The organism is Exiguobacterium sp. BRG2 (genome assembly GCF_031844245.1).
Lineage (GTDB): Bacteria > Bacillota > Bacilli > Exiguobacteriales > Exiguobacteriaceae > Exiguobacterium_A.
Genome location: NZ_JAUZUW010000002.1, coordinates 388,091 through 402,121 on the forward strand (window position 1 = coordinate 388,091; position 14,031 = coordinate 402,121).

At 46.4% G+C, this 14,031-nt stretch carries 16 protein-coding genes; 9 read left to right on the forward strand and 7 right to left on the reverse strand.

The features are described 5' to 3' along the window. Position 1: 1 nt before the first annotated feature. Positions 2–1,222: a cation:proton antiporter gene (locus Q9R23_RS04690; protein WP_311246499.1), complete on the forward strand. Its 1,221-nt coding sequence runs from the start codon at positions 2–4 to the stop codon at positions 1,220–1,222. A gap of 53 nt (positions 1,223–1,275) precedes the next feature. Here the strand turns inward: Q9R23_RS04690 and Q9R23_RS04695 are convergent, their stop codons facing one another. After that, on the reverse strand, positions 1,276–1,800 hold the full coding sequence (locus Q9R23_RS04695; protein ID WP_311246500.1) for a dihydrofolate reductase family protein: 525 nt from the start codon (positions 1,798–1,800) through the stop codon (positions 1,276–1,278). Positions 1,801–1,882: 82 nt separating this feature from the next. Between Q9R23_RS04695 and Q9R23_RS04700 the strand changes: the two genes are divergently transcribed. Both Q9R23_RS04700 and Q9R23_RS04705 read left to right on the forward strand, forming a co-directional pair. Next, positions 1,883–2,791: a helix-turn-helix transcriptional regulator gene (locus Q9R23_RS04700; protein ID WP_214854152.1), complete on the forward strand. Its 909-nt coding sequence runs from the start codon at positions 1,883–1,885 to the stop codon at positions 2,789–2,791. A 56-nt stretch (positions 2,792–2,847) separates the two neighbouring features. Then, a complete protein-coding gene (locus Q9R23_RS04705; RefSeq protein WP_214854149.1) occupies positions 2,848–4,863 on the forward strand; it encodes a Na+/H+ antiporter in 2,016 nt (671 codons plus the stop codon). A gap of 52 nt (positions 4,864–4,915) precedes the next feature. Here Q9R23_RS04705 and Q9R23_RS04710 read toward each other — a convergent pair whose 3' ends face one another. Further along, on the reverse strand, positions 4,916–5,347 hold the full coding sequence (locus Q9R23_RS04710; protein WP_290777027.1) for an Lrp/AsnC family transcriptional regulator: 432 nt from the start codon (positions 5,345–5,347) through the stop codon (positions 4,916–4,918). 119 nt (positions 5,348–5,466) lie between these two features. Here Q9R23_RS04710 and Q9R23_RS04715 point away from each other — a divergent pair, with 119 nt between their 5' ends. Then, entirely contained in the window at positions 5,467–5,886 is a 420-nt protein-coding gene (locus Q9R23_RS04715) for a carboxymuconolactone decarboxylase family protein (protein ID WP_311246501.1), read from the forward strand. Between the two features lie 12 nt (positions 5,887–5,898). Here Q9R23_RS04715 and Q9R23_RS04720 read toward each other — a convergent pair whose 3' ends face one another. Both Q9R23_RS04720 and Q9R23_RS04725 read right to left on the reverse strand, forming a co-directional pair. Further along, positions 5,899–6,354 (reverse strand): NUDIX hydrolase, encoded by a 456-nt coding sequence (locus tag Q9R23_RS04720; protein ID WP_311246502.1) that lies wholly within the window; start codon positions 6,352–6,354, stop codon positions 5,899–5,901. 156 nt (positions 6,355–6,510) lie between these two features. Next, the gene (locus Q9R23_RS04725) at positions 6,511–7,926 is read right to left on the reverse strand and encodes an NAD-dependent succinate-semialdehyde dehydrogenase (protein WP_311246503.1); all 1,416 of its coding nucleotides are present in this window, start codon (positions 7,924–7,926) and stop codon (positions 6,511–6,513) included. A 193-nt stretch (positions 7,927–8,119) separates the two neighbouring features. On the opposite strand from Q9R23_RS04725, the gene Q9R23_RS04730 reads away from it, so the two are divergent. Further along, positions 8,120–9,367, forward strand: coding sequence for a polysaccharide deacetylase family protein (locus Q9R23_RS04730; protein ID WP_311246504.1), 1,248 nt, complete (start codon positions 8,120–8,122; stop codon positions 9,365–9,367). Positions 9,368–9,403: 36 nt separating this feature from the next. On the opposite strand, the gene Q9R23_RS04735 is transcribed toward Q9R23_RS04730, so the two are convergent. Together Q9R23_RS04735 and Q9R23_RS04740 are read right to left on the reverse strand one after the other, a co-directional pair. After that, entirely contained in the window at positions 9,404–10,201 is a 798-nt protein-coding gene (locus tag Q9R23_RS04735) for an SDR family NAD(P)-dependent oxidoreductase (RefSeq protein WP_311246505.1), read from the reverse strand. Between the two features lie 63 nt (positions 10,202–10,264). Further along, positions 10,265–11,032: an SDR family NAD(P)-dependent oxidoreductase gene (locus tag Q9R23_RS04740; protein ID WP_311246506.1), complete on the reverse strand. Its 768-nt coding sequence runs from the start codon at positions 11,030–11,032 to the stop codon at positions 10,265–10,267. Positions 11,033–11,150: 118 nt separating this feature from the next. Here Q9R23_RS04740 and Q9R23_RS04745 point away from each other — a divergent pair, with 118 nt between their 5' ends. Beyond that, positions 11,151–11,780 carry a hypothetical protein gene (locus Q9R23_RS04745; protein ID WP_311246507.1) on the forward strand — a complete coding sequence of 210 codons (630 nt, stop codon included), beginning with the start codon at positions 11,151–11,153 and terminating at the stop codon, positions 11,778–11,780. On the opposite strand, the gene Q9R23_RS04750 is transcribed toward Q9R23_RS04745, so the two are convergent. Then, positions 11,768–12,622: a LysR family transcriptional regulator gene (locus Q9R23_RS04750; protein ID WP_311246508.1), complete on the reverse strand. Its 855-nt coding sequence runs from the start codon at positions 12,620–12,622 to the stop codon at positions 11,768–11,770. The genes Q9R23_RS04745 and Q9R23_RS04750 overlap by 13 nt on opposite strands. A gap of 136 nt (positions 12,623–12,758) precedes the next feature. Between Q9R23_RS04750 and Q9R23_RS04755 the strand changes: the two genes are divergently transcribed. From Q9R23_RS04755 to Q9R23_RS04765, 3 genes are read left to right on the forward strand one after another with little or no spacing between them, the layout of a single operon-like run. Continuing rightward, positions 12,759–13,124, forward strand: a complete 366-nt coding sequence (locus Q9R23_RS04755; RefSeq protein ID WP_311246509.1) for an ArsR/SmtB family transcription factor — start codon at positions 12,759–12,761, stop codon at positions 13,122–13,124. Next, positions 13,096–13,602 (forward strand): SRPBCC family protein, encoded by a 507-nt coding sequence (locus tag Q9R23_RS04760; protein WP_311246510.1) that lies wholly within the window; start codon positions 13,096–13,098, stop codon positions 13,600–13,602. Before Q9R23_RS04755 ends, Q9R23_RS04760 begins: the two co-directional genes overlap by 29 nt. A gap of 18 nt (positions 13,603–13,620) precedes the next feature. Further along, positions 13,621–14,031, forward strand: coding sequence for a DUF4362 domain-containing protein (locus Q9R23_RS04765; RefSeq protein WP_311246511.1), 411 nt, complete (start codon positions 13,621–13,623; stop codon positions 14,029–14,031).

A 14,031-nucleotide genomic window follows, 5' to 3' on the forward strand; every position in this document is an offset into this window, starting at 1 on the left:
TATGGATCATCTCATATTTGAAGTCGGTACCGCGCTTATCTTAGTGGCGATCGCGGCAGTACTCGCGAACAGACTCAATTTCTCGATTATCCCATTTCTGATCATTCTCGGGATGATTGTTGGACCGCACGCTCCGACAATCGGGATACTAGACTTCAAGTTCATTGAAAGTGCTGAGTTCATCAGTTTCCTCGGGCGAATTGGCGTCCTGTTCCTCTTGTTCTATCTCGGACTCGAATTTTCGATCGGTAAGTTGATCCGGTCTGGAAAATCGATCGTCACGAGCGGAACGATCTATTTATCGATTAACTTTACCGGTGGTCTCTTATACGGATTCATCGCCGGATTCCCACTCTATGAAGTGCTCGTCATCGCCGGGATCATCACGATCTCCTCGAGTGCGATTGTAGCGAAAGTCCTCGTTGATCTCCGCCGGACCGGTAACACGGAGACGGAATTGATTCTTGGAATCATTATGTTCGAGGACATCTTCCTCGCCGTCTACTTGTCTGTCTTATCGGGACTGCTTCTCGGTGGTGGGACGACGTTACTCGCGTCCCTTACCTCGATTTTGATCGCCCTCGGCTATATGTTGCTGTTCTTCATCGTCGCTCGGAAGGCAACACCGCTTTTGAATAAGATGCTGAAGATCGCTTCGGATGAAGTCTTCATCATCGTTGTCTTTGCTGCCTTGTTCTTCATCGCCGGATTCTCGGAAACGATTCATGTCGCAGAAGCAATTGGTGCCTTGTTGCTCGGTCTCGTTTTCTCGGAAACCGATCAAGGAGAGCGGATTGAACATCTTGTCGTACCGTTCCGTGACTTCTTCGGCGCCATCTTCTTCTTTAGTTTCGGATTGAGTATCGATCCGACGATGCTCTTAGATGCTGTCTGGCTCGCACTTGGTGCTGTCGTCATCACGATTGTCGGAAACTATGTCGCGGGAATGATTGCAGGACGCAAAGCAGGACTTTCGCATAAAGCTTCATCGAACATCGGCTTAACGATCGTCTCGCGGGGAGAATTCTCGATCATCGTCGCGAATCTCGGAATCGCTGGTGGATTGATGGACATCTTGTCCCCATTCTCGGCTCTGTATGTCTTGATTCTCGCGATTCTCGGACCACTGATGACGAAGGAATCGAAACGCATTTACAACGTCATGAATAAAATCTTCAAATGGACGGAACCAAAAGAGAAAAAGACAAAGAAAAATGCGTAATACGATGTAAACGAACAGCCAGTTCGGATTTCTCGAACTGGCTGTTGTTTTGTTTAAGTCAAGACATCATATGTCGCCATCAGGAATTGTCCCGATTGACGACTGCCCTTCAAGTGAAGTTTCGTTTCAACGGTTCCTTCTGGGAATAACGGGATACCCGTTCCGAGAATGACAGGGGCAATCGCGAGTTCGATTGAACTGACGCACTGTAACCGTAGCGCTTCTTGAATCAATTCGCCACCACCAACAAGCCAGACCTTGCCATCAATTGTCGGTGTGATCCGCTCAAGTAATTGATCGAGCGGTTCATCCGTATAGGTGACCGTCTCTGACGTTCGTTGCGTCCGGCTGTAAATATAACTTGGAATATCCGCGTATGGATACGTCTCGCTGAGTTGAAGGACTTCCTCATACGTTTTTCGACCCATGATGACGGCACCAATCTGTTCATAAAAAGCTTGGTAACCATTATCGCCGTCTCCAGCAACAGCAAATAACCAGTCGAGTGAACCATCGTGTCTGGCAATTTTTCCATCAAGACTACAAGCGATATACAGTACGGTCGTAGAGTGAGACATTAAAATTCCTCCTTTAGATTTATCTGACTTCATCTTAGCGTATAATGACGACAAAAGATGTCGTCATTTGAGGAGGAACTGTATGAATACGAGACAATGGCGTTTGGTCCGTTTATTAAACCGGGGGGAACACTTTTCTGCACGTATGCTGGCGGAAGAATGTAAGGTATCGATCCGGACGATTCAACGAGACATGACGGTACTTGAAGCAAATGGTTATCCGATTTACAGTGAACCGGGTGTAGCCGGGGGCTACCGGATGCTGCCGCACCGGAACATGCCGCCACTCGTTTTGACAAATGAAGAGACGATTGTCTTGTTCATACTACTCGAATGGGTCGGTCAGATTCCAGATTTTCCGTTCGGGACGATCCGCCAGGAAGTCGCTGAACGCTATGCGAACGAGTTACCGAAGATGACGGAGCAACAGATTGTAAAATGGAAAGACCGCTTTCGCTTTCAAGCGGTCGATACACCACCGTCACCGCAAAATCCTGCGTTACTCGACCTTTTAGAGAGCGGACGTATGGGGAATATTCTCTATGAGACGACAAAAGGTAAAAAGTCGATCGTAGTGGATCCGATCGGCTTATCGTTCGAACACAATCGTTGGTATTTTTATGGACAGACTGACCGTGGATTTCGGCAGTTCCGTGTCGACCGAGTTCTAGGTGTATCGCTTCATGAGTTGCCAGCAACTGATTTGACCTTTTCTGATTTAGAAAAGAATATGACACATGTACCGATGACGACGGTGAAACTAGAATTAACTTCTTTAGGTGAACGAATGCTTGAAGGCATTTTACCTCCTCGTCGTGACCGAACATGGCAAATTCCGATTCGCGAGCTCACTTTTTTAGGACGACAATTGATGCGGATCGGTCCGGAAGTTCGAGTCATAGAACCGCAGGATCTCCGCGAACAATTGATTCGTCAAGCAGAAAAAATGATCGCTGTGCAACAGTCCAATAAGCCGTTCGGACAGAATTGATTAAAAAACTATGTTACGATATAGCTAGAAAGAAACAATAGAGGAAGGGGTCTTCCATGGAAACACTATCACTAATTTTATTGATGCTTGCGCTCATCTTACTGACGCAAGTCATCGGGCATTACATCCGTTTCATCCCAACGGCTTTGATTCAAATCATTGCCGGAACCGTCGCTGCACTCTTAATGAGCGGCTTGACGATTGAGGTCGAATCCGAGTGGTTCCTCTTATTATTCATTGCGCCATTACTTTACAACGATAGTTCTCATTTTCCGCGTGAAGATTTATGGCGGATGCGCACAGCGATCTTCGGTAATGCAATCATCCTCGTCTTATTGACGACGATCGTCGGAGGATACTTTATCAACTGGTTGATTCCGGTCATTCCAGTCGCTGCTGCGTTTGCCTTAGCCGCAATCTTATCGCCAACGGATCCAATTGCCGTCAACGGAATTGCAAAACGTGTCCAGATTCCAGAACAAATCTTGACACTCGTTCGCGGAGAATCGCTGATTAATGATGCATCGGGATTAGTTGCATTCAGTTACGCGGTTGCCGCTGTTGTCACGGGTTACTTCTCGATTCAGAGTGCGACAACAGAGTTCTTTTACATGTTCTTCGTTGGAGCCTTGATCGGATTGTTGATTTCGCTCACGATGAACTTTCTCAAGGTTCGCTTGCGTCGCGCCGGTATTGAAGACGTCGTTTTTTATGCCTTGTTGCAAATCTTGACGCCGTTCATCATTTTCTTCATCGCTGAAGAAGGGTTTCATGCGTCAGGCGTCATCGCCGTCGTCACAGGTGGTATCTTGCACGCCTTGATCAAAGAACGAACAGAAACGTTCTTTGCGCAAGAGCAGACGTTGACGGATAACATCTGGACGATGATTGCGTATACGCTAAACGGGATCATTTTCTTATTGCTCGGTTTGACATTGCCAGAAGCGACACGCGAGATTTTTGCGGATGACGCGATCAACAACTGGCGTCTCATGTTATATGTCATCGAAATCGGTTCATTCATTCTTGCGATCCGTCTCGTCTGGACGATGTTCTTCAATTGGTTCGATCATCGGTTCTTCAAAAAAGAGGACCGGGAACACCGTCGACCATCATTCAAGCAAGATTTGATTACGACACTAGTCGGAGTTCGCGGAACGATCACGATGGTCGGGGTGTTATCATTACCATTCCTGACGGAGTCCGGTGAAGCCTTCCCGGAACGCTCGTTGATCATCTTCCTTGCAGCGGGTGTCATCATCTATACGCTCGTTCTCGCGACGATTCTTTTACCGGTCTTGAACCGGGGCGAAGCGTCAACACCAATCGCACTCGACTTGAACGCTCAAAAACAACGGATGATTCGCCGGGCAATCTCAGAAATCAAACAAGTGACGGACGAAGACAATGCAGTCGTTGCGTTTGATCTCCTTAATGAATATCATGTCATGCTTCGGTTATTGCGAGCGCAGGAGAAGAGTCAGGAAGAACTAAACCAGTTCAATGATCAATTAAAAGCCCTACGTCTTGAAGCGGTTCAGTGGGAGAAGGAAGAATCGAAACGCTTCGTTGCTGAACATAAGGTACCGGATTTATTGAAGAAGGATGTCTTCCGCTCAATCGAAAACCGTCGTAAGGCGATCGGCAAAGATTCGCGCTTCCAGATCGTCCAACCGATTCGTAAATTGTGGTGGAAACGGAAACGATCGAATATGTCATCTGACGCATTGATTCAAATGACGCAAGTCGAGCATGAACTATATGAAAAGGTGATGGGCACAGTCATCGAACGTCTCGAGAATTGCCGCACGTCTTATCCGCCAGACGTCGTTCAAAGTGTGCTTGAGTTCTATAAGCGACTCCGCTTCAAACATACGCGCTGGTCGTCACCAATCGGTGGCAAGGACGTCGATCAACAAAAAGAAGAACTTTGCTTAAAAGCAATCGAAGTTCAGCGTCTTGAAATCGCCAATATGTCAAAAGAAGGCGATCTCTCGAAGGAAGAGGAGAAGGAGTTACGCCGCTTCATTCACTACATCGAGAGTGTCGTTCTCTACGAATACGTTGAATAATATTTATCAAAAGACAAGAAGAGCAATCTTTGAATGCTCTTCTTGTCTTTTTTTATAAAGTGACACGAGTATCTACTTCTGAAAAAATAAAGCGAGTAACCGTATGGGCATATGGATGGATTTGTTCAATAAAAAATTCCGCCTCTTGGAACGTTTGGAAATGTAACTTTAGCATGAAGCAAGAATCACCAGAAATTCGATAGCAAAAGTCAACGTTCGAAAGTTGCTGTATGTATTTTTTGAATCTATCATAGCGCCCTTCTTTAATGGTTGCTTCTACTAAGCATTCAATAGGGGAACCTAACTTTTCGTAATTTATTGTTAAACCATATCGTTTTATGAGTCCATAAGATTCCATTTGGCGGACTCTTTCTGTTACTGAAGGAGCTGATAAATTAATTCGTTTAGCTAATGAACGCATCGACAGTCGACTATCTTGAGCCAGTTCATTTAATATTTGTCGATCAATCATATCGATTTTCAAATGTAAATCCTCCTTCAAAATAAGTTGTTGGATATAAAGTATTAGTTCGATATTTGTTTCAAATGAAATGTGATAATTTTTAATCATTATATAAAATTATTGTAGAAGGAGTGAATAAAATGACAAAAATACCTTTATCCCAAATAGGAGAAACACCATTTCAAAAATTACTAGGTCATAACCCTAAAATCTTATCCAGTTGGACAAGGTTAGAAAAAGATTTGATTGAAGAGGGAACCTTAAGTTTGGATGTGAAAGAACAAGTTAGAAGAACATTAGCACAATTAAATGGATGTGCATATTGCAAGGCAAAGGGAAATCCAAAGAAAAACATGATGGATGAGAAAATGATTTTAGCAACTGGATTTGCAGATCTTTTTTTAAAGGTGAAAGGAAATATCCCTGATTCAATATTTTTACTCATGAATGAAACATTTACTATTCCAGAAATCAGCGAGTTATGTGCGTTCATTACGTTTTGTACAGCATCTCAATACTACGGAGCTATCATGAATTTACAGCCAATTGATAGTCCCTGATTTTACTTTTTTCTACACACTTTCATATTTTTTCTTTAGTACATTCTGAACAGCCCATCTTTGATGTTCATGAAATAGATGTTTGATTGCATCAGCCGGATCGATCCATTGTAAGACATGATCATCCTCGATCGGATCTTGTACTTTCTGCCCAGCATCGCAACGATAGAACTGCCCTTCGTTCAAATAATATGCCGTTTCATTTTGTGAATAGAAATGTTGATTGGCTCGTCCGATAAAATCAACGATTTCGACGTCCATCCCTGTTTCTTCTACTATCTCTCTTTTAAGACAGTCTTCATGCGTCTCATAGTCCTCGATACCGCCACCTGGAAGAAACAACTTACCGTCCCTTTTTTGAATGACGGCGATTTTACCTGTTTGAGAGTCACGCAAGACCGCATAAACAGCAGATCTCGTGATGTAGTGTTGATTCTGTACTTTCTGCCCGAAAGTGATGACATCCATTTTTCCGTAGCTCCTTTCCCCTAAAATTGTTCGATGTCAATCATACCTTAAATGTCGTATGCAAGCATCAGCCGTACAAAAACCCTCATTTCGATATAGAAATGAGGGGTGACCTATGAGCAAAGATCGTTTGTTTCAAGCGAAATTTTTAATCGATTAACCGAGTGACAAGTATTTGACCTCGAGATAATCTTCGATGCCGTAGACGCCACCTTCGCGGCCAAGACCACTCTCTTTATAGCCACCAAATGGAGCTTGTGCAGCAGATGGTGCGCCATCGTTCAGACCAACGATTCCGTATTCGAGTCGTTTTCCGAGTAGCAACGCTTCATCGATGCGTTCTGAGAACGCGTAAGCTGCCAGTCCATATGGTGTGTTGTTCGCCCGTTCGATGACTTCATCAAGCGTCTCAAAAACAGAGATCGGTGCGAGCGGACCAAACGTTTCTTCCTGCATGCAGAGCATGTCTTCCGTGACATTGGCAAGTACCGTTGGTGTAACGAAATAGCCGACTGTTTCGTCAATCGTACCACCTGTCAAAATTGTTGCCCCTTTTGCGACAGCGTCATCGATGTGTGCTTTGACTTTCGCGACGGCTTTCGCATTAATCAATGGACCGACTGTCGAATCAGCGTCCATGCCGTTACCGACTTGTAATTGTTTGACGGCAGCTGTGAACTTTTCTGTGAATGCGTCAAGAACCGATGCTTGCACGTAGAAACGATTCGTTGCGACACACGCTTGACCACCGTTGCGGAATTTCGAGCGCATCGCACCTTCGACGGCTTTGTCGAGATCTGCGTTTTCAGTGACGATGAATGGCGCATGACCACCGAGTTCAAGTGACAATTTTTTCATCGTATCGGCTGCTTGGCGCATGATCAATTTCCCGACGGCTGTTGAACCTGTGAACGTGATTTTGCGAACACGGGAATCTGCTTGCCAGACGCCACTAATGGTTGCTGCATCACCTGTTAGCACGTTGATGACACCTTTGGGGATACCTGCTTCTTCTGCTAGTTCAACGAGGCGAAGTGCCGTAAACGGTGTCTCTTCCGATGGTTTAAGGACGATCGTACAACCCGCTGCAAGAGCCGGTGCGAGTTTACGTGTGATCATCGCTGCCGGGAAGTTCCACGGTGTGATTGCTGCAACGACACCAACCGGTTCTTTTTCGACGAACAGTCGCTTTCCTGGAACGGAAGCCGGAATCGTTTCACCGTAAATCCGACGTGCTTCTTCAGCGTACCAACGGACATATTGATTGCCGTAATCGACTTCACCGAGCGCTTCGACATACGGTTTCCCTTGTTCCGTCGTCATGATTCGGGCGAGTTCCTCGCGGTGTTCATTGATCAAGCGATACCAGGCGTCGACTAAATTCGCACGTATGTCTGCGGTTTCGTTTGACCACTTGACGAATGCTTCGCTCGCTGCATCAACGGAACGTTGTGCGTCTTCCGCTGAACTTGCCGGAACATGTCCGAGCAACGTTTTCGTTGCTGGGTCATAGACCGGAATCGTTTCTGACTTATCGTACCATTCCCCATTAATTAAGTTCTTTTCAATCATCTTGTTGCACCTCCGTGAATTTCGTTACGTTCTTTATTAAACACCTCAAGACGAGTGAACGGAAGTTCCGCTTTGGATGGACAGTCATAACGAAACGGAATGACTCAAAAAATAGTTAATCGACTGAATAATCGGGAACAGTTACAATAAATGGGGAATGAAAATGTCAAAATTGATAAAGGGGTCGAAAGTCATGAAACGCAACTGGGTTATTTGTGGTTTGGCGCTGAGCCTACTGCTAAGTGGATGTGGGGAAAAGGAAGTCGTTGATAAAAAGTCGGAAAAACCACGCGAGACACAGCAAAAAAGACAAGCTTCACAACAAGCCTACATAGAAAAGACGATGCAGCGTGCGGATCGTTACGCTGCCCAGTACGATTATGACCGGGCGATCAAGGTGTTACAACCCGTTCGTACAAAAGAGACGGAACAGAAAACAGAAGAATATGAACAGAAAAAGCAGACGCTCCTGCCTGTGAAAAAACCTGTGCCGCATCTCTTCTTCCATTCACTGATTGCTGATTCAAAACAATCATTTGACGGTGACCGGAAGGAAGCGGGGTACGATGATTACATGGTGACGCAACAGGAATTCGAACGGATTTTAGATGCGTTGTATAAAAACGATTACGTACTCGTCCGACCAACAGACTTAGCAAAAGAGGTGAACGGGAAGATCGTCGAGACACCCGTCCGTTTACCAAAAGGAAAACAACCGCTCGTTCTCTCGCAGGATGATGTCAATTATTACGAATACATGAAAGGCGACGGATTTGCGAAGAATTTAAAAGTAAAGGATGGCAAAATCGTCAACACGATGGTCGGAAAGCCGGATGGTGCCTATGATCTCGTACCAATCGTCGATGCGTTCGTCCAGTCGCATCCTGACTTTTCCTATAAAGGAGCAAAAGGGTTGCTCGGTATCACAGGTTATAACGGAGTGCTCGGGTATCGTTCTTCTTACAATCAATACGGGCATAATAAACAGGTCGAAACGGCACGAAAACAAGCGAAACAGACCGCTGTCGCGTTAAAACAGGACGGCTGGCAATTCGCGAGTCATACGTACGGACATATTTGGGTCGGAAAAGAGTCAGTTCCTACGATCCGCACGGATCTTAAACGCTACAAACAGGACGTAGAACCATTGATCGGAAAAACGACGCAACTGATTTATCCGTACGGCAGTGATGTCGGGGATTGGTATGAGTATTCGGGTGAGAAATATCGTTTGCTCATCGATAGCGGGTTCCGTTATTTCTTCAATGTGGATGCGAGTCAACATGCGTGGAAACAAGTTGGACCCGACTACTTCCGTCAAGCCCGAATCAACGTTGATGGGATTCGTTTACGTCAAGCCGTTGCTGGAAAGACGAGCGTCCTTGATTCATTCTTTAATGCGAAAGAGGTCTTTGATCCAGCACGACCGGAACGGAAGTGAGTGATTGAAAACTAGTTAATCCATCGAGTAAAGCAATTAAAACGGTAGTGACTGCGTTCCGTCCTGATCCGTAAAGTGATAGGTCTTCGCGAGATCGGCAACGAAGATGGCTTGTCCAGAATAACGGCTAACGGCGTCATCCGCCATCAGCGCTGCAACGGCTCGTCCGATATAGGTCGTCGATTCTGTCGCGGCACTCGCGAATCCAGCATCGACGACCCGTTCCGTTCGCATGAAACCGGAGCAGAGCGCGATGACAGAAATGGTCGTCTGAGCTAACTCCTGCGCCATGACGTGTGTCATTCGATTAATCGTTTGCATCGCCAAATCATAATAGAGGTTTCCTGCCACCTGATCTGATGTGAATGACGTCAGATTGATGACGAGCGCGGCTGGACTCTGTTGCAGTAATGGCATCGCAGCCCGAATCGTCCACAAATACGCTTTTGGTCCGGCAGACATCATCGCGTCCCAATGTTCCGGTGGTCGCTCCCAAAACCGTCGTCCGGTTCCGGATGGCAAGTGGCTTTCCGAACCACCGAATACACAATTGATGAGGAGATCGATTCGACCATGTTGATGTTGGATCTGCTGAATGAGACGATCGATATCATCAAGACTTGTATGGTCACAAACGACCGGGATGCCAAGTCCGCCGCGTGCTGTGACACCAGCAACTGTCTCTTCGATCGTCTCTCTACGGTTGTTCGTTGTCTGTTCGTTCGTACTCCGCCCGGTGACGTAGACAATCGTTTCAGCGTCACCTAAAGCATAAGCGATGCCACGTCCGGCGCCACGGGAGGCGCCAGCTACGAGTGCAATCCGTTTTGGCATGATGAAACTCCTTTCAGATATGAGAAGACGGATGGGCAGATGCGCATCCGTCTTCTTCTGTCTTTAAAAACCTTTAATCGTCATCCCACCATCGACATAAAGCGTTTGCCCGGTCACGTAACGGGCTGCAGCAGACGATAAGAAGACAGCTGGTCCAACCAGTTCTTCTAATTCACCGACCCGACCGAGCGGTGTCACGTCAACGATCTCCTGCAGATATGTAGGATCTTTAAGTAAGGGTTTCGTCAGCGGTGTTTTAAAATACCACGGTCCGATTGCGTTGACACGAATGTTTCGTGGTCCCCACTCAAGGGCTAACACCTTCGTCATCTGAATCATTGCCGCTTTCGTCGTCGCATACACGACACCGGTCCGTAAGGCGACGTGGCCCGCGACGGAGGCGATGTTCAGAATACTTCCACCTGTCTCTTGCATCCGTTTCCCAATTTCTTGAGCGAAGAAGAAGGCGGATTTCAGATTGGTCTGTTGGATTGTTTCCCACTCGTCTTCTGTTACATCAAGTGCCTTCGAGCGAATGTTCATCCCGGCGTTGTTGACGAGCCCATCGATCTGCGGTACTTGTTCGTAGGCACGAGCTACCGTCTCGACGACTTGTTTCCGATCAGTGATGTCGCACGGGAAAACGTAAGCTTTTTGACCAAGTCGTTCGATTGCTTGTGCTGTTTCCTTTAAGTCGCGTTCCGTACGGGCAACGAGAATAAGGTCGGCACCGGCTTCTGCCATCCCGATGGCAAGTGCCCGTCCGATGCCTCGACCAGCTCCTGTGATAAGAAATGTCTGATCGGTCAACGAAAAACTTGGAAGATACATGATGTCACGTCCTTTAAATGAGAGTTATCACTTACTCTAATGAAAAATTGACTGAAAAGAAAGAAAAATCACTTCGTGGTACAGTATAGATGGTAAAATATTGAAAAGGAGGGATAGGATGAAGCGTGGTTTAGTTATGACATTATGTATGGCACTCGTGAGTCTTGCTGCGATTCAATTGGTCGGTACGGAAGTTTACCGTTATTTCTTTTATGATCCAGCAACCTATCAATCCCGACTCATAGTTGATGGGAACGGAAAAGAAAAAGGGGAACCGACCAAACAAAAAATGGATGTACGAAATGAGGGGTTTGTGGATAAGGATGCATTAGGAGTTGCCACCTTTTACGGCGTCGTCGGTCTTGTCATACTACTGATTGTTCTCTTCAGTGTGCGCTACTTCTTGAAGCGTTTACGAAAACGGCGCAAACAGGAGAGTGTAGTCGACGATCTCATGGATCCGCCTCCAGTGTTTACACAGAATCGTTCGACACGCCAAACGTTTGTCGGTGAAGAAACAGAGTCAGAGATTCGCCGGCTTTTACAAACATTCGATCGGCAGCTGACAAGACAAAAACGCCGCCGCTCTGAAGAGACGGTCGGCGAATGGTTACAACGGATTGATGTCACGCTCGATCCGTCGATCTATCATCTCGTCCGTTACGGCGAGACACCGGATTCAGAGATTTCGCAAGATCAGGTCGATGATCTAAGGAATGAACTACAAGTGCATCTTCAACGCGACTGACCGAGTAAATCAAGTAAGATGGCATGATGGGAAGCGTCTCGTGAGACGAGTGACAATTCGCGGACGACATCAAACCCATCAACCGGTAACGTCTTGATTTCAGGGGATAGTCCGTCTTGAAAAATCTCCGGTAACAGGGCGATGCCGAGCCCGGCGCGAATGAAACCGAGGACGCTCGATCCGAATTCCATCTCGTTTTCTGCCTGATAGACGGCACCTCGTTCGATGAACGCGTCTTTTAGGATGTTCGTCGAATCGCAATCAATCGGGAGCGATAAGAAAGATGCATCTCGAATTTGATCAAACGCAACCGACGTACAGCCTATAAATCGTTCATCATCTTGATGCACGTAAAGCAAAAAATTCTCCGTATATAAATGCGTCGTATGGTACGGATGGACATGATGACGATCGTCGAGTAAGACGGCATCGTATCGGCGTTCTTCAAGACCTTGCATCAAATCGATCGTCGTATGCGCCGTCTTCAACTTGAGGTTTGGTGCCGTCGCTTGACGCGAGACGTGACGAGGAAGATATGTCATCGCCACGCTTGGCCATGATCCGAGCGTCAATGTCGTCCGTTCATTGATCGTACCAATCCGTCGTTTCATCTGATCGATCCGGTCAAGCAATTCACGGCTTTCTTCAAAGACGATTTCCCCAGCTGTCGTCAACGTGACACCATGTGCAGAACGGTGTAACAGTGAAACTTCGAGTGCATTCTCAAGACTTTTGATTTGTTTGCTTAATGCTGGTTGCGTCATATGCAGTACTTCGCTTGCTTTCGTCAGGCTTCCGGTTTCTGCAGTGACGAGAAATGCTTCCATCCATTCGGTTTTCATTGGTTCACGCTCTTTTCATACAGGTTGTCTAGAACGTACGTTATTTGAACCCGTCTGACAATCATTTTGCATTTTTTATATTCTTAGTTTGGAATATTCTAAATTGGGAATATATAAAATAAAGAGGTGAACGGATATGAACGAGCGGATGTCCGCACGATTTTCGGCACTCGGCGATCCAATACGACTCCAACTCATCGAAACATTACGAAATGGTCCTCGCTCCGTCAATGAGTTAGCCGATCAACTACACTTACGCCAACCGCAAACCTCGAAGCATTTAAAGCTGTTGCTTGATGCAGAACTAATCACTGTCAAGCGACAGGCGAATCGTCGTTTGTATAGCCTTCGCCCAGAAGCTTTTCAAGAACTTGTCACGTGGAGTAACACACTGGCTCAGATGGAAGAACGCATGTATCGTCTAGATGAACATTTGCAGCGGATACAATCATCCACGAAGGGAGACGAGACGAATGAAAAAGGAATTGAAGACTTCGATTGAGGGGAAGACGCTACGAATGGAATGGGTTTGTGAGGCGCCACGAGATAGCGTCTTTGCCACCTTCACGGAAAAAGAACAGCTTGAAGCCTGGTGGGGACCAGAAGGCTGGGAGACGATAATCAAGACGTTCGAGTTTCAACCGGATGGCGTTTGGCAATATTGCATGCGGTGTGTCGATCCGACACAAGGTGATTTTTATGGCATGGAGTCGTGGGGGAAAGCAATTTTTAGACATATCGATGTCCCGAACACCTATAGTCATGCCGATTATTTCTCGGACGCGTCAGGAGCTATCTCTGAAAATTTACCAGGAAGCGAGAATGTCACGACATTCCTCGATCACGGGCAAACGACGTTAATCGTCTTCGAGTCGACCTATGAAACGGAAGAAGCCGTGCAAGAAGTACTGGGTATGGGGATGAAGGAGGGCTTTACGTCGCAACTGTATCGCCTAGATCACCTATTGACGAAACAGTAAGAAGGAGTCGATGTTTTGGTGCGGAAGATCGGTTTGGCTTTATGCATCCTATTCTTAGTAGGTTGCGGAAAGTACACGATGGAAGAGGCAAAGGAGAACGGCGACATCATCGTCCAGAATGGTGTTACGAACAGCGACCGATTCGAGTCTTTTTTGAATAAGTCGAAGCAAGGAAAATCAGATCAGATTCGCATCACAGCCTACACGACCGAGGGAGATCCGATTGTGTATGACGTCGAGTATGGCGGCAAGACGTATCAGTATTCGTCTGATTCATCACGTGATCAGTTCGGTACAACAGACGATGATCGTAAAAACGAAGTCTGTAAGCGACTCGTCAAGACAAGCGAGAAGGAACAGTCGGTCTATACGTTACGTCAATGCGCTGAAGGAGCGGATCATGAGCTCTTACGATTGCCAAAACAATAA